Here is a 20346-nt window from a genome sequence, read left to right as displayed (position 1 = left end):
TTAGAACAGGTCTGCGTCGAGTGCCATCAGGTTGGCCGAACCGGAACGCGCCTGACGGATCAGGGTTGCCGTTTCAGGCTGCAAGCGGGCGAAGTAGAAACGTGCGGTAGCCAGTTTGGCGGTGTAGAAGGTGTCGCCGCTGGACTCTTTTTCGAGGGCGATCTTGGCCATCTGCGCGAACAGGTAGCTGTAGATCATGTGGCCGACGACACGCAGGTAAGGCACGCATGCCGCGCCCACTTCGTCAGGATTCTGGAATGCCTTCATGCCGATTTCCATGGTCAGCTTGGTGACTTTGTCGCCCAAGTCGCCCAGTGGGGTGACGAATTCGCTCATCGCTTCATCGGTGCCGTTGTCTTCGACAAAGGCCTTGATCTTTTCGCCGAACTTGCGCAGCTTGGCGCCGTTGTCGCCCAGGATCTTGCGGCCCAGCAGGTCCAGCGACTGGATCGTGTTCGTGCCTTCGTAGATCATGTTGATGCGCGCGTCGCGCACATACTGCTCCATGCCCCATTCCGAGATGTAGCCGTGGCCGCCGAACACTTGCATCGCGTCCGAGGTGGCGATCCAGGCGTTGTCGGTGATGAATGCCTTGATGACTGGCGTCAGCAGCGCCACTTCGTCGGCGGCTTCCTTGCGCACGTCGGCGTCAGGGTGGTGCAGTTCGCGGTCGATCTGCAGCGCCACGTAGGAAGTGAAAGCGCGCGCGCCTTCGGCGTAGGCTTTGCCCGTCAACAGCATGCGGCGCACGTCAGGGTGCACGATGATGCGGTCGGCCGGCAGTTCCGGGTTCTTGATGCCGGACAGCGAACGCATTTGCGTGCGGTCCTTGGCGTAGATCAGCGCGTTCTGGTAGGCGATTTCCGTCAGGCCCAGCGACTGCATGCCCACACCCAGGCGGGCCGCGTTCATGAAGACGAACATGGCGTTGAGGCCCTTGTTCGGCTGGCCGATGATCCAGCCTTTTGCGCCGTCCAGGTTCATCTGGCAGGTCGAGTTGCCGTGGATGCCCATTTTTTCTTCGATGGCGCCGCAGGTGATCGGGTTGCGCTCACCGACCGTGCCGTCCGCGTTTGGCAGGAATTTCGGCACCAGGAACAGCGAGATGCCTTTCGAGCCTTCCGGCGCGTCCGGCACGCGGGCCAGCACCAGGTGCAGGATGTTTTCCGCCATGTCGTGCTCGCCGGCCGAGATGAAGATCTTGTTGCCGGTGATGGTCCAGGAACCGTCTGCCTCAGGCAGCGCCTTCGAGCGCAGCAGGCCCAGGTCGGTGCCGCAGTGCGGTTCGGTCAGGCACATGGTGCCCGTCCATTCGCCCGACACCAGTTTCGGCAGATACACTTCCTTCTGGTGGTCGGTGCCGTGTTCCTTCAGGCACTCGTAGGCGCCATGCGACAAGCCCGGGTACATGGACCAGGCCTGGTTCGAGGAGTTCAGCATTTCATAGAAGGAGTTGTTCAGCACGACCGGCAAGCCTTGGCCGCCGTATTCCGGATCGCAAGCCAATGCCGCCCAGCCGCCTTCGACGTACTGCTTATACGCTTCCTTGAAACCTTTAGGCGTGGTCACGCTTTTCGTGACAGGATCGTGGTGGCAGCCTTCGCGGTCGCCGGAGTGATTCAGGGGGAACAAGACTTCGGAAGTGAACTTGCCGCCCTCTTCCAGTACCTGGTTGATGATGTCGGCGTCGACGTCGGCGTACGACGGCATTTGCTTCAGTTCTACTTCCACTTGCAGGAACTCATGCAGAACGAATTGCATATCCCGGATTGGCGCGACGTATTGACCCATAATTTTCTCCTGAAGGCGTTTAGCTAAAGTGTTGTACTTGTGAACTGCGTGTGCGTTGCTGCGGATACTGCCTGACGGTTTATTTGCTTGTTACAGAATTCTGGTACGACGCCAGCAAACGGACAAATCCTGCCTGCGCCCGTTCGATGCTGCCCGGCACGCGCAAGAAGCGCGCATCGTGGTGCAGGGCCAGGATCAGGCCATACATCTCGTACACCAGCTGCTGGGCGTCCGTGTCTGCTTTCAGGTCGCCCGTGGCGATCGATTGCTCGACACAGCGCAGCAACGCGCCCTGCCAGGCCTGCACCATGGCCACCAGGGAATCGCGGATGGGGCCGGGACGGTCGTCATATTCGACGGCGCCGCTGATATAGATGCAGCCGGAAGCGATCTCCACGCTGACCCGCTTGACCCAGCGCGCAAACATCGATTGCAATCGCTGGATACCGCGTGGTTCTTTCATGCTGGGGAAAAAGACTTCTTGCTCGAAACGATAGTGGTAGAGCTTCAGCACTTCCATCTGCAAGTCCTCGCGCGAACCAAAGTGGGCAAACACGCCCGACTTGCTCATGTTCATTTTGTCCGCAAGCAGCCCAATGGTCAGGCCTTCCAGGCCGTCGCGGCTGGACAGGTCCAGCGCCACGTCGAGGATGGCTGCACGGGTCAGTTCGCCCTTGCGCATGAATTTGACTGAAGTATTCAAGAGGTCCGTTCTAAAAGTGATATTGCCGATCTGGCGGATGGGAACGCGGGTAAAAAAAAAGCACGCTCCGAAAAAATCCGAACGCTCGTACTATTATCCACTACCACGTAAAAGTCAAACGGGAACTTTAGAGCCGGCGTTCTATTGGTGCAGCGCAGCATTTTTTAGCGATGTGTTTATGGCGATTTCAGGAGGACAAAAGCGGTGCGCGCCTTTGCTTGACAGCAACAGCCGCGCCTCAGGAAAGGTCGCCTGCCTTGCTCAGTTGACGGCGGTCGCGCTTGGTCGGCCGCCCTTTGATAGTGGTACCTGGCTCGCGGAATAGCTTGCGCTCCTCGGCCAGCTGCTCGCGGCGCGCGATGCTGGCCGGCGTTTCGCCATACAGCAGGCGCGCCACGGGCGCCGCGCCGCGCTTGTCGGACAGGCCCAGCACGGCCACTTCCCACGTTTCCGCGCCATTGTCGATGGCCAGTTCGTCGCCCACGCGCAGGCTGCGCGCCGGTTTCACGCGCTCGCCGCCCACTTTCACCTTGCCCGTGTCGACGGCCTCGCTGGCCAGCGAGCGCGTCTTGAAGAAGCGCGCCGCCCACAACCATTTGTCCAGCCTTACCGTTGTCATCTCGTTCATGCGTACTTGCCTACTGAAAAAATGCGCATCACCAGCCGGTACACGAGGAATGCGGCTTCGTAGCCGATACGCCGGAAACGCCCGATGTGCTTGAAATCATCCTGGTGGATGACGATGCCGTCGGCCACGCCCTGCTCGATGTGCTGGCGCAGGCTTTGCGCGAACGCCACGTCCTTGATCACCACGTTCGCTTCCTGGTTCAGGAACAGGCTCAGCGCGTCAATATTGCTGGAGCCGACCGTCGCCCAGTCATCGTCAACGACGGCCACCTTGGCGTGCAGCTGCGTCTTGCGGTATTCGACGATTTTCACGCCGGCGGCCAGCAGTTTCGGATAAAACGAGTGCGCCACGGCATCTTGCATGCGGAACTCGCCCACGCCGATCAATAGGACCACGTCGACGCCCCGCTGGGCCGCCTGGGCCAGGGCGTGGCGCAGCTTGTGCCCGGGCGCGAAATACGGGTTGGCCAGCATCACGCTTTTGCGCGCCTGGCCCAGCGCCTGCAGGTAGGCGCGCTGGATGGTGCGGCGATTGCGCAGGTTGTCGCGCACGACAAAGCCGGCCACGACAGGGTTTTTCGCCAGCTCCTTGCTGACCACGCGCATCTTGCGGTACAGCTTGATACGCCGCACCAGGTTCATCTTGCCCAGTCTGGCCCACTGCGCCTGCACTTCCTCATGGATGGCGTCCACCAGCGGGCCCTTCACCTGCACGGCGAAATCCCAGCGCGGCGCTTCCAGGCTGATGCTGTGGTCATAGTCGCAAAACATGTCGTCGTTGATATTGATGCCGCCCACCAGGGCGATTTCGCCATCGGCGACGCAAATCTTGCGGTGCGTGCGCGTGATGCCGCGCCGGAACCACGGATTGAAGATACGGTGGTGCACGCCGGCCGCTTCCAGCTGCGCATGCATGGCTTTCACGCGGCGATTGCCCGTGCCGAACCAGTCCGTGATCATGCACACCAGCACGCCGCGCGCGGCGGCACGCTTGAGCGCATCGAGCACCAGGGTGCCCGTGGCGTCGTCGGCAAAGATATACGTTTCGAAATACACTTCCGAGCGCGCGCCGTCGATGGCGGCTATCAACGCGGGAAAGTATTCGGTGCCGCAATACAGCAGCTGGATGTCGTTGTGGGCGATGAAATTGACTGTGCGCATGCCAACAGTCTACGCGAGTTTCAAAGCGGCAACTATCGGCGCGTGGTCCGACAATTTTGCCCACAGGGTGCCATGCATCACTTGCGCGCCTTCCACCTGGAAACCGCGCACATAGATGCGGTCCAGGCGGAACCACGGCAAGGCGGCGGGAAAGGTGCGCGCCGGCACGGGCACCGGCGTCTTCGTCTGGCGCCGCGCCAGGGTACGCACCAGGTCGCCCAAGGCCGAGTTCGACGCGCGCTGGTCGAACACTTCCACCACACCGAGCGCATTACGCAGCTTGTCGCTGAGCGTATTGCGCCAGTCGTTGAAGTCGCCGGCGATGATGACGGGTTCGCCGTTCGGCGCCGATTCCATGACGGCGTCGATCAGCGCCTGCGTCTGGCGGCCCCGTCCAGATTCAAACAGGCCCAGGTGCACGACATAGCAGTGCACATCAGCCTGCGGCGTCTTGAGCACGCAATGCAAAATGCCGCGCTGCTCGTAGGCATGGTCGGACACGTCGTGGTTGGTTTGCGAGGCGATGGGGAACTTGCTCAGCAAGGCGTTGCCATGGTGGCCATGGTCGTACACGGCATTCATGCCGTAGGCGGAATGGTGCTCGGCGCCGGCAAAGAATTCATGCTGCGACGCTTCCGGCCAATGCTTGTGGCCGTTTTTCTCTGCGCCATAGCGGGCCGCATTGCGGTCATGCTTGCCTTGCACTTCCTGTAAAAAGACGACATCGGCATTGAAGAGAGCGATCGCCTGCTTCAATGCGTGCACCCTGGGCAAGCCTCGCACGGAGGAGACACCCTTGTGGATATTATAAGTTGCTACGCGGATTTTCATGCATTGATTCTACTCCCAGACGGACCCTGCGCGGCGTCAGCGTAGGTGCGCGTGCGCACCTAAACGCGCACAATCACGCCAGCATGCGTCCCACGCCCGCCGTCACGCTGACGATCAGCGCGGTGATGCCGGCCGCCCAGACGATCTTGACCAGCAACGGTGCGCCGCGCCAGGCCACGGTGCGCTTGCCCTTGGCAAAGGCGCCCGGATGCAGCAGCCAGCCGATCGCCATCAGCGGCATGCCGATGGGCGGCGTGCGGCCAGGCACGGTGGAGCTAAACAGCAGAAAAATGAAGCACAGGCAGAAAACGATGCCGAGGGTGCCCAGCAGTTTTTGCTGCGCAGTCAAATGTAACCAGTTCAACATGAAATGCTTTCTAGAGAAATCAGGTGGGGCGCGCCAGGCCCGTCATGGCCGGCAATTGCAGGATGGCTTCCGCGTTGGACGACGAGAAACAGCGGTCCGCCGCCGCCAGGTACGGCAGCCACGCGTATTGCAGATGTTCGCGAGGGCTCAAGGTGATGGCGATGTCGCGCGGCACTTGCACGCTGAACACGTGCTCCGTGTTGCGCGTCACGCCCGGCGCGTAACGGTGGCGCCAGATCGGGTAAATCTCATACACATTCGACAGCTTCCAGTCGCGCAGCGCGATGTGCTGCCCATCGACGACGATACCGGTCTCTTCGCACAATTCGCGCGCGGCCGTCTGCAGCAGCGGTTCGTCGACGGCGTCGACGGAACCGGTCACCGATTGCCAGAAACCGGGCTGGCCCGCGCGCTCGATCAGCAAGACGTCCAGATCAGCCGTATGAATGACGACCAGCACGGAAACGGGAATTTTATGGTTCATGTCAACAATAAAAAAGGGGTCAGACCCGTCGGGACTCGGCGTCCCCGTCTGACCCCAGCCCTCAACGGGTCAGGCTTTGGCTTTACGCGACTTTAGGCTCGGCGCCGCGCAAACGGATGTGCAGCTCGCGCAATTGCTTTTCGTCCACTTCCGACGGCGCTTGTGTCAACAGACACTGGGCGCGCTGGGTTTTCGGGAAGGCGATCACGTCGCGGATCGAATCGGAACCCGTCATCATGGTCACGATACGGTCCAGGCCAAATGCCAGGCCGCCATGCGGTGGCGCGCCATATTGCAGGGCGTCAAGCAGGAAGCCGAACTTCAGCTGCGCTTCTTCGGCATCGATTTTCAATGCGCGGAAGACCTTGCTTTGCACTTCTTCGCGGTGGATACGGATCGAACCGCCACCCAGTTCCCAGCCGTTCAAGACCATGTCGTAGGCCTTGGCGATGCAGGCGCCCGGATCGCTTTCCAGCATGTCTTCATGGCCGTCTTTCGGCGCCGTGAACGGATGGTGGGTCGCCGTCCAGCGGTCCGCTTCTTCGTCGTGCTCGAACATCGGGAAGTCGACCACCCACAATGGCTTCCATACGTCCTCGAACAGGCCGGCTTTCTTGCCGAACTCGCTGTGACCGATTTTCACGCGCAGCGCGCCGATGGCGTCGTTGACGACCTTGGCCTTGTCTGCGCCGAAGAAGATCAGGTCGCCATCTTGCGCGCCCGTCTGCTCGAGAATCGTGGCCAGCACGTCGGCAGGCAGGAACTTGACGATCGGCGACTGCAAGCCTTCAGGACCCTTGGCTTTCTCGTTGACCTTGATGTAGGCCAGGCCCTTGGCGCCGTAGATGGCGACAAATTGCGTGTAAGCATCGATTTCCGAACGCGGCATGCTGCCGCCTTGCGGTACGCGCAGGGCCACCACGCGGCCACCCTTCATGTTGGCGGCGCCGTTGAAGACCTTGAATTCGACCGTTTTCATGACTTCGGTCAAGTCCGTGAAGGCCAGCTTGACGCGCATGTCCGGCTTGTCGGAACCGTACAGGCCCATCGCTTCGGCAAAATCCATCACAGGGAACGGGTTCGGCAAGTCGATGTTCAGGGTGTTCTTGAACACGACGCGTATCATGTCTTCGAACAAGTCGCGGATTTCCTGTTCCGTCAGGAACGAGGTTTCGCAATCGATCTGCGTAAATTCAGGCTGGCGGTCGGCGCGCAAGTCTTCGTCGCGGAAGCACTTGGTGATCTGGTAGTAACGGTCAAAGTTAGCGACCATCAACAGTTGCTTGAACAACTGTGGCGATTGCGGCAAGGCGAAGAAGCTGCCGGCGTTGACGCGCGACGGCACCAGGTAATCGCGCGCGCCTTCTGGCGTGGACTTGGTCAGCATCGGCGTTTCGATGTCGATGAAGCCCAGCGCGTCGAGGTATTTGCGCACTTCCATCGTCACCTTGTAGCGCAGGCGCAGGTTGTTCTGCATTTGCGGGCGGCGCAGGTCCAGCACGCGGTGCGTCAGACGCGTTGTTTCCGACAGATTGTCGTCATCGAGCTGGAACGGCACGGGCACGGAAGGGTTCAGCACTTCCATTGCCGAGCAGACCACTTCGATCTTGCCCGATTTCAGGTTGTTGTTGATGGTGCCGTCGATACGGCTGGTCACGACGCCCGTCACGCGCAGGCAGAATTCGTTGCGCACGGCTTCGGCGACCTTGAACATCTCCGCTTGTTCCGGGTTGCAGACGATTTGCACGAGGCCTTCACGGTCGCGCAAGTCGATGAAAATCAGGCTGCCGTGGTCGCGGCGGCGATGTACCCAGCCGCACAGGCTGACGGTTTGTCCCAGCATGGCTTCGGTAACGAGGCCGCAGTATTCAGTACGCATAGACATAAAATTCTCAGTTCAGGTTAGTGAGTGTTCAATCCGGCCACGTCCCGCGTGGGACGCCTGCCTTTATTCTTTGGCTGCCGGGGCCGTTACAGCAACAACTTCCGCAGGCGCCACTACGCCCATCGAGACGATATATTTGAGCGCCGCATCGACGCTCATGTCGAGCTCGACGACATCGCTGCGCTTCATCATCAGGAAAAAGCCTGACGTCGGGTTGGGCGTCGTCGGCACATACACGCTGACATAGTCACCCACCAGGTAATTCTTCACGTCGCCACCCGGCACGCCGGTCAGGAAAGCGATAGTCCAGGAATTCTGGTGCGGATACGGCACCAGCACGGCCTTGCGGAAGGCATTGCCCGACGAGGAAAACAAGGTATCGGACACTTGCTTGACGCTCGAATACAGGGAATTGACGATGGGTATGCGTTGCAGCAATTTTTCCCACAGTTTTACCACGTAATTGCCGACCAGGTTATTCGTCAGCAAGCCCGTGAAGAAAACGATCAGTACCGTCAATACCGTGCCCAGACCGGGAATCGTGCTCAGCGCGGGAAGCTTGTGGCCGAACCATACGCTAGGCTGCGTACTGCCGGGCACCAGCAACAGCGACTGGTCCATCGTGCTGATTACCAGATTCAAAACCCAGGCGGTAATGGCCAGGGGAACCAAAATCAGTAATCCGGTAATAAAGTATTTACGCATCGGTTTCTCGGTAATGGAGTGGAGCGGCGCGCTTTTCAATCCGCTTTCGGCGCAGCGACAGCCGGGGCGGACGCCGGCGCCGCAGCAGGCGCGTTCTCGGCAGCTGCGGCGGGCTTGGCGTTATCGGCCGGGCCGGTCGGAATGGCCGTGCTAGGGGCCGTGCCACCGCGAAAATCGGTCGCGTACCAGCCGGTGCCCTTCAATTGGAAACCGGCGGCCGTCAATTGTTTCTTGAAACTGGGCTTGCCGCACGACAGGCACACCGTCAGTACTGGATCGGAGATCTTTTGCAAGACATCCTTGGCAAAACCACACTCGTCACAACGGTAAGCGTAAATCGGCATCTCTACTCCGAGAAAATCATCAAAAACCCTGAATTATAAAGCTTTTCCGCCATTCCCAGCGGAAAATGCCCGCTCGCTCGGCCTGTCAGGCTCAGTCCGTCCGGCGGCGCCAGTTCATCCAGCGCTCCTTGCCCGCGAAGACGGCAATGGAATCGTCCACGGCCTCATCGGCCAGGCAGTCGAAATGTGGCGCCAGCAAGGCCTGTAATTGCTCACGCGAAATGCCGAACGGCGGCCCCTTGGCATTGTCGTCAAAGAAAAAATAACCGGCCAGCATGGCGCCTGGCGCCAGCAGTTGCGCCCAGCGGGCGGCCACTTGCGGCCACATGGCGCGCGGCATGGCGCACAGGAAGGCCCTCTCATAGATCAGGTCTAGTGGCGCTTCGGGCTGCCAGGCAAAGAAATCGGCTTCCACTACCTGCCCTGCCCGCTCGCCAAGCTGCCCCCGCGCGGCGGCCACGGCGGCCGGTGAAAAGTCGATGGCCGTGGCATGCCAGCCGTGATCGAGCATGAAAACCAGCTCATACGCGGCGCCGCAGCCGGGAATCAGGCAGCGCAGCGGCGCCGGACTACCGGCAACGAAGCTGCGCAAACGCGTGGGCACGCCACCCTGGTCCCAGGGCGTAAATTGCTTCTCGAAACGCTCGTCCCAGAAGGCGGGCGAGAGCGGGTCGCGGTTATGGAAGTCAGCCATCACTTACGTCCTCAGCCAGTTAAAACGGCAATTGATGCCAGCGCATGAACACTTGCAAGCCCAGCGCACCGAGCGCGAAGGCGCCCACGAAGTACACGATAAAGCTCAGCAAGCGGTTCGTCTGGCGTTGCTCCGCCAGCAAGGTTTTCATCAATTCCACGTCGTTTTCACGGGGTTCGCCATGCACCGTCAAGGCTTGGTGCAGCAAACGCGGCAGTTGCGGGAAGATGTGCGCATAACGGGGCGCCTCGGCGCGCAGGCGCTCCATGAAGCCTTGCGGCCCCACCTGGTTGCTCATCCATTTTTCCAGATAAGGCTTGGCCGTTTGCCACAAGTCCAGCTCCGGGTCCAGCTGGCGGCCCAGGCCCTCGATATTGAGCAGGGTCTTTTGCAACAGCACCAGTTGCGGCTGCACTTCCACATTGAAGCGGCGCGAAGTCTGGAACAGCCGCAGCAGAACTTGCCCAAAAGAAATATCTTTCAGCGGACGGTCGAAGATCGGCTCGCAGCAGGCGCGCACGGCCGCTTCCAGTTCATCGACACGCGTGTCTTTCGGCGCCCAGCCCGATTCGATGTGCGCCTCGGCCACGCGCTTGTAGTCGCGGCGGAAGAAGGCGAGGAAATTTTGCGACAGATAATCCTTGTCGTAGTCGTTCAACGTTCCCACGATGCCGAAGTCCAGCGCGATGTAGCGGCCGAACGATTCGGGGGCGATGGACACGAGAATATTCCCCGGATGCATGTCCGCATGGAAAAAGCCGTCGCGGAATACTTGTGTAAAGAAAATCTCCACGCCATCGCTGGAGAGTTTACGCAAATCCACGCCGGCCGCCACCAGGCGGTCGGTCTGCGACACGGGAATCCCAACCATCCGTTCCATGACGATGACGCTGCTGGAGCAATAATCCCAGTGCATTTCCGGCACCAGCAGCAAGTCCGAGTTGGCGAAGTTACGGCGCAACTGGCTGGCGTTGGCCGCCTCGCGCATCAAGTCCAGTTCGTCGTGCAGGTATTTGTCGAACTCGCCCACCACTTCCTTGGGTTTCAAGCGCTTGCTGTCGGCCCACAGGCGGCTGGTCCAGTCCGCGGCGATGTGCATCAGGGCCACGTCTTCATCGATCAGCTTTTTCATGCCGGGACGCAAGACCTTCACGGCCACTTCACGGCCATCTTTCAGGGTGGCAAAGTGCACCTGGGCAATGGAGGCGGACGCCACCGGCTCGCGTTCGAAGCTGGCAAACAGTTGATCCGGATGCGCACCCAGCGACTTGGTGATTTGCGCGATGGCCAGGTCGGAATCGAAAGGCGGCACGCGGTCTTGCAGCCGCGCCAGTTCTTCGGCGATGTCGGGCGGCATCAGGTCGCGCCGGGTCGACAGCACCTGGCCGAATTTGACGAAGATGGGCCCCAGCTCTTCCAGCGCCAGGCGCAGGCGCAGGCCCCGTGGCGACGACAGGTCGCGCCAGAAAATCAGGGTGTCGATCAATTTGGCGGTGCGGGGAACTTGCAGACCAGAAATCGCTATCTCATCCAGACCGTACTTGATGGAAACACGGATGATTTTAAACAGGCGCAGGAATTTCAATATCATGTAGACAGATCCGGTGAGGAGGACTGCGGCTGGAGGGCGGCGGCCGCCTTTTCCAGCCGGGCAAGGCGCTTGGCCAGGCGTTCGACGTCATCGCGCACGCGCGTCACGCCAGCGGAATACTCTTGCAGAGCAGAAGGACGGATCAGCATGGGCTGTTCGTCGAGAAAATATTCGGCCACGTTTTCCGCCAGCTTTTGCTGGCCCGTGCGCACAAAAGCGGCAGCATCTTTCACACCTGAAACAAGGCGCGTGGCCAGCATGGGACCGACCATCTTTTCCAGGTCATGCTCGGCCTCCCAGCGCAAGCCCTTGCTCAGTTGCGAAATCGCATTGGCAAACTCGGCATCGCCTTCGATCTTGACGTAGGAAAACGCCCGCTCGCGGTGTTGCAGGATCAGCGGGACATCGGACAATTTGACGCGGATGGTGACATTCGCCGGCATGTCGGCCGGCGCCGCTTCCAGCATGCCTGCGCTGTCGACGCGCAGGCGCAAGGCCACGGCGCCCGTGTCGATGCAGGCCAGTTTGCCGGCATGCACGCCCAGCTGCTGGCGCGCCCACGGCTCCTGCGCCAGCAAATGGTTGATTGTCGCGATGACGGGCGTCATCAAGGAGAGATCGGAAAGTGGTGCCATCATGTGCTTGCGCGCCAAACGCGCCCCTAAAAATAAAAAACCGCCCGTAAAACAACGTAGGCGGTTTCGATCTTACCAGTTCAGCAGGAAATATCTGTCAAGCATCATGCGTTGCGCATGGACTTAAGCCATTATTCAGCAAGTTTTGACAATTAATTCAATTGCTGGATGCCGGCCAATACCCAGCCGCTGTTACCGCTGACGGGTTTCGACATATTCCACACTTCCGCGAACGGTTCCGCTGCCGCACCCGGCGCAGAACGGATCAGGCCCGTAAACTTCACACTGGCCAGGTAATCGTTGACGCTCGTTTCGATCCCCATCAATTCAGCATCGATGGTGACGACATCGGTAAAGTCCGGCTGTGCGCCCCGTTCCTGGATTTGCATGCGCAGTTCCGCATACACTTCGGGCGACGTGAATTCGCGGATATCGTTGACGTCCGCCTTGTCCCAGGCCGCTTGCAGGCGAATGAAATTGCTTTTCGCGTGGCGCAGGAAGGCTTCCTTGTCGAAGTCGCTTGGCACGCCCCATGGCGCGGCAGCCGGTGCCGGCTTGTCCAGGCCTACGCCGGACGAAACAGGCTGCAGCGGCGGCAGCGGTGGAATGCCCGAACCGATGTCAGGCACGTTGCCGGCCGGCGCCGGCTGGTTGCCGCCAAAGCCCGCGAACGGCGCATTGCCGCTGGCGTTGCCGTCACGCTTGCCGCGCACCATGCGATAGATGAAGAAGGCCACGCCGGCTAGCAGGGCCACCATCAGCAGGGTGCTGATCATGCTGGCCAGGGCGCCGCCCAGGCCGAAATGCGACAGCAGCGCGCCCAGGCCCAAGCCCAGCAAGGCGCCGCCCAGCAAGCCCTTCCAGCGGCTCGGCGCCTTGGCGGCAGGGGCCGGTGCAGGGGCTGGCGCAGGTTGCGCCTGGCGTGGCGCGGCAGCCGGTGCCGGGGTCGGCGCCGGTGCGGGAGCCTGGCGGCCCACGTTTTGCGATTGGCGGCCAAACGAACGGCCACCGCCCATGGGACGGGCCAGCGCCTCGCCCAGCATGGATACCGTGGTCGCGGCCAGCATCATGCCGACCATAAATTTCTTCAATTTCATTCCATCTCCTAAAATCACCGGCAAGGGTGAATTACATCTTGATGCCGGTATGCAAAGCGGCAATGCCTGCCGTCAAATTGTAGTACTGCACGCGCTCCAGGCCCGCCGTTTCCATCATGGTCTTCAGCGTTTCCTGGTCCGGGTGCATGCGGATCGATTCTGCCAGGTAGCGATAGCTTTCCGCGTCGCCGGCGATTTTCTGTCCGAACCACGGCAGCACCGAGAACGAATACAGGTCGTAAGGCTTTTGCAGCGGCGCGGCCACCTTGGAAAACTCCAGCACCAGCAACTTGCCGCCCGGTTTCAGCACGCGGCGCATTTCCGCCAGCGCCACATCCTTGTGCGTCATGTTGCGCAGGCCAAAGGCTACGCTGACACGGTCAAAATAATTATCGGGAAAGGGCAGTTTCTCCGCGTCACACAATAAGGTGGGGGTGAGCAAGCCGCGATTCAAGAGGCGGTCGCGGCCCACGCGCAACATCGATTCATTGATATCGGTCAACCAGACTTCGCCGGTAGGGCCCGCCTGCTTGGCAAACGCCTTCGACAGGTCGCCCGTGCCGCCGGCGATGTCGAGCACCTTGAAGCCGGGGCGCACGCCCGCGTTGGCAATGGTAAACGTCTTCCACAGACGGTGCAGCCCGCCCGACATCAAGTCGTTCATCACGTCGTATTTGGCAGCGACGGAATGGAACACCTTGGCGACTTCGCGCACTTTGTCGTCTTCTGCAACTGTTTTGTATCCGAAATGGGTCGTATTGGTCATGGTAGGCAGTCTGTTTGAACTTGGGAGCATTATACAAGCGGCAGGCGCATTTCCCCCTGACGCCGGAGAAGGTATTGCCTTTCCACTGCATTCGAAGCCAGCATTGCCGCCCGGGCATACGCCGCCAGCGCCGCCGGCCGGTCGCCCTGGCGGCGCAGCAAGTCGGCCCTGGCCGCATGCAGATAATGCGATTGCGCCAGGCTGGGCACGGCTTCCAGCCGCTCCAGCCACGCCAGACCGTGTCCGGCGCCATGCGCCATGGCGCAGGCAATCACCGCATTGAGCAAAATCAAGGGTTCCGGCTTGTGCCGCAGCAAGACGCCATACAGGGCGCTGATCTGGCGCCAGTCCGTCTGGCTGGCCGTGACCGCCCTGGCGTGCAAGGCGGCAATGGCCGCCTGCAACTGATATGGCCCCGGCGAGCGCGCCGGCAACGCGTCTTCCAGCACGGCCAGTCCTTCGGCAATCAAGTCACTCTGCCACAGGCGCCGGTCCTGCTCTTCCAGGGTCAGCAACTGGCCTTCGGGTGAGAGGCGGGCCGGGCCGCGCGACGCCTGCAACAGCATCAGGGCCAATAAACCCTGCACTTCCGGCTGGCCGGGGAGCAGCCGTCCCAGCCGCAGCGCCTCCGCGCACAGGTCCGCGCGCAGCAGGGTATCGCCCCCGCTGGCGCAATAGCCTTCGCTGAACACCAGATAGATGACATGCAGCACTTGCGCCAGCCGTTGCGGCCAGTCTGGCGCCGGCGGCAAGGCGAAAGGGATGCGCGCTTCGGCGATCTTGCGCTTGGCGCGCAATAGCCGCTGCGACAGGGCAGCTTCCGCCAGGCCAAAGGCGCGCGCGATCTCGGCCGTGGACAAGCCACACAGGGTGCGCAGTGCCAGCGCCACCTGCGCCTCGGGCGCCAGCGCGGGATGGCAACAGATGAACAGCAGGCGCAAACGGTCGTCCTCGATGGCGTGCGTTTCTTCAATCACGGAAGCAGGCAGGCAGGACAGCACAGCCTCGGCATCGATGATGCTCTTGCCCGCGCGGCGCACGTGATCGAGGCCCGCGTTGCGTGCCACGGAACTGAGCCAGGCGGCGGGATTATCGGGTATGCCCGTGCGCGGCCACAGTTCCAGTGCCTTGCGGCACGCTTCCTGCAGCACATCTTCCGCCAGGCCCAGGTCGCCAAAGCGCCGCATCAGACCGGCCAGCACCCTGCCCCGCTCCTGGCGAAAGACGTGCTCGACGGCCGACATGGCGTCGCCGGCCATCGTCAGGCCGTGACGGGCCGCACTTCGATAGTGCCCAGGGAGGCTGCCGGACAACGCCCAGCCCAGGCCAGCGCCTCGTCCAGGTGGGCGCAGGCTAGCAGGTAGTAGCCGCCCAGCTGCTCCTTGGTTTCCGCGAACGGCCCATCCGTGATGACGGGCTTGCCGTGTTGCACGCGTACGCTGGTGGCGCTGCGCACGGGCGCCAGCTCGGCCCCGCCGCGCAGCACGCCGGCCGCCTCCAGCGCTTGCGTATAGCTGGCAAAGTCAGCCATCAAGCTGGCCATCTGGCCCTCTGCCATGGTTTCATAACGGGATTCGTCAGCGTAGATCAGAATCAGGTATTCCATAGTCTCTTCTCCAAAAGAAAAATGCCCGCAAGCGCGGGCATTCATACGACGAACGGGGCGGCGGTTTTCCGACAGATTACCGCATTATTTTTTTAGCTTAATGTTTATGCCCGCAGCTCGGTCCGTGCACATGACCGCCGGACGCTTGCTTGACCGTCATGTCGGCCTTGGCGTCGCGGCCACTGTCGCCGGGGTAGCCGGCTGCCGTCAGACGATCCAGGTAATCCTGCCACAGGGTAGCTTGTTGGGCGCCCAGCTTGTACAGATAAGCCCAGGTATACAGGCCGGAATTGTGGCCATCGCTGAAGGTCGGTTGCACGGCATAGTTGCCGACAGGCTCCAGGCCCGTGATGCCCACCAGGCGTTTTCCTAATTGCAAGGTTTCCTGGCCCTTGCCATGGCCCTGCACTTCGGCCGAGGGCGAGTACACGCGCAGGTATTCGAACGGCAACGCAAATGTGCTGCCATCGTCGAACGCCACGTCGAGCACGCGCGACTGGTTGTGCACGGTCAAGCCGGTCGGTTGGGGTGTTGCTGGTTTTTCAGTCATGACAATACTTTATGCGGATAAACGTTGAATGATGGCGTCGCGCAAGGCCGGCAACAGGGCGCGGCGCGCGGCCAGCACGGCGGGCGCCGTCTCGCGCTGGATCACCGCCCAGCTGGGGTTCGGGAAGTGCGCATCGTCGCGGTAGCGGGGAATCACGTGCCAGTGCACGTGCGGCGTCATGTTGCCGAAACTGGCCACATTGACCTTTTCCGGCTGCATCACTTCGCGCACGGCCAGCTCGACTTGCCACACGACTTCCATGACGTAATTGCGCTCGCCAGGCGTGAGATCCGTCATTTCCTTCACGTGTTTGTTCCAGATCACGCGGCAAAAGCCGGGGTAGCTTGGGTCGTCGACGGCCACCACGGACAAGCGTTCGCTGCGCCACAGCAAGGTCTCCAGACCCTGCTTGTTGGCGTAGCCATCCAGCAAGGTGCACAGATCGCAAGCCGTGGACATCACACCAGCACCCGTTCGATGCCGCCGTCATTGGCGCGTTTCACGTAATCAGGCATCCAGTTCTCTCCCAGCAAGTGTTTGGCGATCTCGACGACGATGTAGTCGGCCGTCGTGCCCGAATCGTCATTGTAGCGCGACAAGCCTTGCAGGCACGACGGGCAGCTGGTGAGGATTTTCACGTCGCCCGTGAAACCGTCGCCGCGCAGCTTGTCGGCGCCCTTGACCATCTCTTCTTCCTTGCGGAAACGCACTTGCGTGGAAATGTCGGGACGCGTGACGGCCAAGGAACCCGATTCGCCGCAGCAACGGTCATTTTTCTCGATCTTCACGTTGTCCACCGTGCTGATCAGGGAATTGATGGTCTTGCCCGATTCCTGCAGCTTCATCGGATTGTGGCATGGCTCGTGGTACATATAGCGCGTGCCGTTGACGCCTTCCAGCTTGACGTTTTTCTCCAGCAAATACTCATGGATATCCATGATGCGGCAGCCGGGGAAAATCTTTTCAAACTGGTAGGTGGCCAGCTGGTCATAACAGGTGCCGCACGAAACGAGCACCGTCTTGATGTCCAGGTAATTGAGCGTGTTGGCCATGCGGTGGAACAGGACGCGGTTATCCGTCATCATCTTCTCGGCCTTGTCGAACTCGCCGGCGCCCCGCTGCGGATAACCGCAGCACAGGTAGCCGGGCGGCAAGACCGTCTGCACGCCCACTTCCCACAGCATCGCTTGCGTGGCCAGGCCCACTTGTGAGAACAATCGCTCCGAACCGCAACCGGGGAAGTAGAACACGGCTTCCGTATCGGCCGTGGTCGTCTTCGGATTGCGGATGATCGGGATGACCTTGTCGTCTTCGATGTCGAGCAGCGCGCGCGCCGTTTTCTTCGGCAGGTTGCCCGGCATCTTTTTATTGATGAAATGGATCACCTGCGCCTTGACGGGCGGTTTGCCCGTCGATGGCGGCGGCGCCTTGGTCTGCTTCTTGGCAAATTTCTTCAGCAAATCGTGGCCCAGGCGCTGCGCCTTGTAGCCCCAGTCGATCATGACCTTGCGCGTGGCGTTGATGGTCACGGGATCGGTGGCGTTGAGGAACAGCATCGTCGCCTTGGTGCCCGGATTAAAGCTCTTCTTGTCCATCTTGCGCAGCAGATTGCGCATATTCATAGACACATCGCCGAAGTCGATGTTGACCGGACAGGGCGTGACGCATTTATGGCACACCGTGCAGTGGTCGGCCACGTCTTCGAATTCTTCCCAATGCTTGATGGAAATACCGCGCCGCGTCTGCTCTTCGTACAGAAAGGCTTCGATCAGCGAGGACGTCGCCAAAATCTTGTCGCGTGGCGAGTACAGCAAGTTGGCGCGCGGCACGTGGGTCGCGCACACGGGTTTGCACTTGCCGCAGCGCAAGCAATCCTTGACGCTGTCGGCGATGGCGCCGATATCGCTTTGCTGCATGATCAGCGATTCGTGGCCCATCAGGCCGAACGATGGCGTGTAGGCATTGCGCAAGTCGGCGCCCATGCCTGGCAGGTTCAGCAACTTGCCTTTATTAAAACGGCCTTCCGGGTCGATGCGCTGCTTGTAGCTGCGGAACTCGCCGATTTCTTCTTCCGTCAAAAATTCCAGCTTGGTGATGCCGATACCGTGTTCGCCGGAAATGACGCCATTCAGCGAGCGGGCCAGTATCATGATGCGGCCCACGGCGGCGTGGGCGTCTTGCAGCATGTCGTAGTTATCCGAGTTGACGGGCAAGTTCGTGTGCACGTTGCCGTCGCCCGCATGCATGTGCAGCGCGACAAACACGCGGCTACGCAAGATGCGCGCATGGATGGCCGTCGCCTCGTCGAGGATCAGCTTGAAGGCGGCGCCGTTGAAGATCTGGCGCAGCTGCGCGCGGATCTCTTGCTTCCAGGTAATGCGCACCGTGCGGTCCTGCACCACGTCGAACAGGGTGGCGATCGGCTGCGTTTCCAGGCGTGCATCGAACACGGGCAACAAACGCTCCATGCCCAGTTCGGCCAACTCGCCCTTCACGTCCGCCAGCGGACGGTCCAACTGGGCCAGCAGATAGGTCCAGCGGGCCGTGACTTGCGCCAGCAACTGCTGCGCCTGCTCGGCGCGGTCGCCCAGCATTTCCGCGTCGTCGACCCGGTCGTCGGACGCATCGTCGCTCTTGCCAATTGGCAAGTTACCCTTGGCAAAGAATTCACTGAGGGCGTCGGCCAGTTGCAACTTGTTCTTGATCGACAGCTCGATATTGATGCGCTCGATACCGTCCGTGTATTCGCCCATGCGATTCAGGGGGATCACCACGTCTTCATTAATCTTGAACGCGTTAGTGTGCTTGGCGATCGCCGCCGTGCGGGCACGATCGAGCCAGAACTTTTTGCGCGCTTCCGGGCTGACGGCAACAAAGCCTTCACCCACACGGGTGTTGGCGATGCGCACCACTTCCGACGCCGCTTGCGCGACGGCATTTTCATCGTCGCCGACGATGTCGCCAAACAAGGCCATCTTCGGCAGCACGCCCCGCTTTGACTTGGTGGCGTAACCGACGGCGCGCAGGTAGCGCTCGTCCAAATGTTCCAGGCCCGCCAGGCGGATGCTCGTGTATTGCTCGCCCTTGGCCGGCAAGCCGTCCAGGTAATCCTTGATTTCCACGATCGATGGAATCGCATCGCGCGCCTGACCAAAAAATTCCAGGCAGACGGTGCGGGCGAATTTCGGCATCTTGTGCAAAATCCAGCGCGCCGACGTGATCAGACCGTCGCAACCTTCTTTCTGGATGCCCGGCAAGCCGGCGAGGAATTTATCCGTCACGTCCTTGCCCAGGCCCTCTTTACGGAACTTGCGGCCAGGAATTTCCAGGATTTCCGTCTTGAAGGGCGCGTTCGGTTTCGTCGCGTCGCGCGTGCTCGGGTGACGCCATTCCAGCTGGAAACGTGCCAGTGCGATATCGTGGATCTTGCCCAGGTTATGGTCGAGACGCGTGACATCGAGCCAGTCGCCATTCGGGTCGACCATGCGCCACGAAGCCAGGTTGTCCAGCGCCGTGCCCCACAGCACGGCCTTCTTGCCGCCCGCATTCATAGCAACGTTACCGCCGATGCAAGAGGCATGCGCCGACGTCGGGTCGACGGCAAACACGAAGCCGGCCTTTTCCGCCGCTTCCGATACCTTGTTGGTGATCACGCCCGCGCCCGAATTGATCGTCGCGTATTCGTGCGTGAGGCCCGGCAAGACCGTCATTTCCACCGCGCCCAGGGTAATGAGTTTTTCCGTGTTGATGACGGCCGACATCGGCGTCAACGGAATCGCGCCGCCCGTGTAGCCGGTGCCGCCGCCGCGCGGGATGATGGTCAGCCCCAGCTCGATACAGCCTTTGACCAGGCCGGCCATTTCCTCTTCCGTATCGGGCGTCAGCACGACGAACGGGTATTCGACACGCCAGTCGGTGGCGTCCGTCACGTGCGACACGCGCGTCATGCCGTCGAAGCGCACATTGTGTTTTTCCGTGTAGCGGCCCAGCACCTTGACCGTGCGCTTGCGCAAGTCATAAGTCTTGCGGAATTCGTCGCCGAAATCGGCCACGGCCTTGCTGGCCGCTTTCAGCAGCAGTTCCACGTTGGCGCTGCGCGCCTTGGCCACTTCCGGCGCTTCGCCACTGGCAGCGACATCGCCGCCGGCCGCATCGATGCCCAAGCGACGCTTGTCGACTTCGGCCAGGCGGTGATGCAAGGCATCGATCAAGCCCTGGCGGCGCTTCGGATTGTCGAGCAAGTCATCCTGCAGGTAGGGGTTGCGGCGCACCACCCAGATATCACCCAGCACCTCGTACAGCATGCGGGCCGAACGGCCCGTCTGGCGGGCGCCGCGCAGCTCGTCGAGCAGGCGCCAGGAGTCCTCCCCCAACAGGCGTATGACGATCTCGCGATCGGAAAACGACGTGTAGTTATACGGGATTTCGCGCAGGCGGCTTGCTGCGGGACCATTCGGCGTTTCTGCCAGTAAAGCTTGGAGTTGTGCGGGAGCGTTCATGGAGTGTGGT

General features: G+C 61.1%; 20 protein-coding genes. All 20 read right to left on the bottom strand.

Annotated elements, in window-relative coordinates:
• The 20 genes from ACQ4W0_RS09545 to ACQ4W0_RS09450 all read right to left on the bottom strand — a co-directional run bounded on the left by ACQ4W0_RS09545 (window position 1) and on the right by ACQ4W0_RS09450 (window position 20336).
• Complete coding sequence (locus tag ACQ4W0_RS09545) at window positions 1-1791, bottom strand: acyl-CoA dehydrogenase C-terminal domain-containing protein (RefSeq protein WP_436576500.1); 1791 nt, start codon at window positions 1789-1791, stop codon at window positions 1-3.
• Between the two features lie 79 nt (window positions 1792-1870).
• Window positions 1871-2473, bottom strand: coding sequence for a TetR/AcrR family transcriptional regulator (locus ACQ4W0_RS09540; RefSeq protein ID WP_436576642.1), 603 nt, complete (start codon window positions 2471-2473; stop codon window positions 1871-1873).
• Between the two features lie 259 nt (window positions 2474-2732).
• The gene (locus ACQ4W0_RS09535) at window positions 2733-3122 is read right to left on the bottom strand and encodes an RNA-binding S4 domain-containing protein (protein WP_077398991.1); all 390 of its coding nucleotides are present in this window, start codon (window positions 3120-3122) and stop codon (window positions 2733-2735) included.
• Window positions 3119-4282, bottom strand: coding sequence for a cardiolipin synthase ClsB (gene clsB / locus ACQ4W0_RS09530; RefSeq protein WP_436576499.1), 1164 nt, complete (start codon window positions 4280-4282; stop codon window positions 3119-3121). The genes ACQ4W0_RS09535 and clsB overlap by 4 nt, the downstream gene beginning before the upstream one ends.
• A 9-nt stretch (window positions 4283-4291) precedes the next feature.
• The gene (locus ACQ4W0_RS09525) at window positions 4292-5113 is read right to left on the bottom strand and encodes an endonuclease/exonuclease/phosphatase family protein (protein ID WP_436576498.1); all 822 of its coding nucleotides are present in this window, start codon (window positions 5111-5113) and stop codon (window positions 4292-4294) included.
• Window positions 5114-5186: 73 nt separating this feature from the next.
• Window positions 5187-5480 carry a hypothetical protein gene (locus tag ACQ4W0_RS09520; protein ID WP_046682130.1) on the bottom strand — a complete coding sequence of 98 codons (294 nt, stop codon included), beginning with the start codon at window positions 5478-5480 and terminating at the stop codon, window positions 5187-5189.
• A 19-nt stretch (window positions 5481-5499) separates the two neighbouring features.
• Entirely contained in the window at window positions 5500-5964 is a 465-nt protein-coding gene (gene nudB / locus ACQ4W0_RS09515) for a dihydroneopterin triphosphate diphosphatase (protein WP_436576497.1), read from the bottom strand.
• An 82-nt stretch (window positions 5965-6046) separates the two neighbouring features.
• Complete coding sequence (gene aspS, locus ACQ4W0_RS09510; RefSeq protein WP_436576641.1) at window positions 6047-7843, bottom strand: aspartate--tRNA ligase; 1797 nt, start codon at window positions 7841-7843, stop codon at window positions 6047-6049.
• A 69-nt stretch (window positions 7844-7912) separates the two neighbouring features.
• The gene (locus ACQ4W0_RS09505; protein ID WP_436576496.1) at window positions 7913-8554 is read right to left on the bottom strand and encodes a DUF502 domain-containing protein; all 642 of its coding nucleotides are present in this window, start codon (window positions 8552-8554) and stop codon (window positions 7913-7915) included.
• 35 nt (window positions 8555-8589) lie between these two features.
• Window positions 8590-8898, bottom strand: coding sequence for an FmdB family zinc ribbon protein (locus ACQ4W0_RS09500; protein ID WP_436576495.1), 309 nt, complete (start codon window positions 8896-8898; stop codon window positions 8590-8592).
• Window positions 8899-8989: 91 nt separating this feature from the next.
• Window positions 8990-9592 (bottom strand): methyltransferase, encoded by a 603-nt coding sequence (locus tag ACQ4W0_RS09495; protein ID WP_436576494.1) that lies wholly within the window; start codon window positions 9590-9592, stop codon window positions 8990-8992.
• 19 nt (window positions 9593-9611) lie between these two features.
• The gene (gene ubiB, locus ACQ4W0_RS09490) at window positions 9612-11183 is read right to left on the bottom strand and encodes a ubiquinone biosynthesis regulatory protein kinase UbiB (protein WP_436576493.1); all 1572 of its coding nucleotides are present in this window, start codon (window positions 11181-11183) and stop codon (window positions 9612-9614) included.
• On the bottom strand, window positions 11180-11818 hold the full coding sequence (locus tag ACQ4W0_RS09485; RefSeq protein WP_436576640.1) for a ubiquinone biosynthesis accessory factor UbiJ: 639 nt from the start codon (window positions 11816-11818) through the stop codon (window positions 11180-11182). Before ACQ4W0_RS09485 ends, ubiB begins: the two co-directional genes overlap by 4 nt.
• Window positions 11819-11970: 152 nt before the next feature.
• Entirely contained in the window at window positions 11971-12915 is a 945-nt protein-coding gene (locus ACQ4W0_RS09480) for a Tim44 domain-containing protein (RefSeq protein WP_436576492.1), read from the bottom strand.
• A gap of 31 nt (window positions 12916-12946) precedes the next feature.
• The gene (ubiE, locus tag ACQ4W0_RS09475; RefSeq protein ID WP_034753359.1) at window positions 12947-13681 is read right to left on the bottom strand and encodes a bifunctional demethylmenaquinone methyltransferase/2-methoxy-6-polyprenyl-1,4-benzoquinol methylase UbiE; all 735 of its coding nucleotides are present in this window, start codon (window positions 13679-13681) and stop codon (window positions 12947-12949) included.
• 29 nt (window positions 13682-13710) lie between these two features.
• A complete protein-coding gene (locus ACQ4W0_RS09470) occupies window positions 13711-14940 on the bottom strand; it encodes an RNA polymerase sigma factor (protein ID WP_436576491.1) in 1230 nt (409 codons plus the stop codon).
• Between the two features lie 2 nt (window positions 14941-14942).
• Complete coding sequence (locus tag ACQ4W0_RS09465) at window positions 14943-15287, bottom strand: YciI family protein (RefSeq protein WP_436576490.1); 345 nt, start codon at window positions 15285-15287, stop codon at window positions 14943-14945.
• A gap of 97 nt (window positions 15288-15384) precedes the next feature.
• Window positions 15385-15837: a gamma-butyrobetaine hydroxylase family protein gene (locus ACQ4W0_RS09460; protein ID WP_436576489.1), complete on the bottom strand. Its 453-nt coding sequence runs from the start codon at window positions 15835-15837 to the stop codon at window positions 15385-15387.
• Between the two features lie 9 nt (window positions 15838-15846).
• Entirely contained in the window at window positions 15847-16296 is a 450-nt protein-coding gene (locus tag ACQ4W0_RS09455; RefSeq protein ID WP_436576488.1) for an HIT family protein, read from the bottom strand.
• Window positions 16296-20336, bottom strand: coding sequence for a DUF3683 domain-containing protein (locus ACQ4W0_RS09450; RefSeq protein ID WP_436576487.1), 4041 nt, complete (start codon window positions 20334-20336; stop codon window positions 16296-16298). Before ACQ4W0_RS09450 ends, ACQ4W0_RS09455 begins: the two co-directional genes overlap by 1 nt.
• Between the last annotated feature and the right edge of the window lie 10 nt (window positions 20337-20346).

It is taken from the genome of Janthinobacterium breve, assembly GCF_051380895.1.
In the GTDB taxonomy this organism is placed as follows: domain Bacteria; phylum Pseudomonadota; class Gammaproteobacteria; order Burkholderiales; family Burkholderiaceae_D; genus Janthinobacterium.
This window is presented reverse-complemented; position numbering and strand designations above follow the sequence as displayed.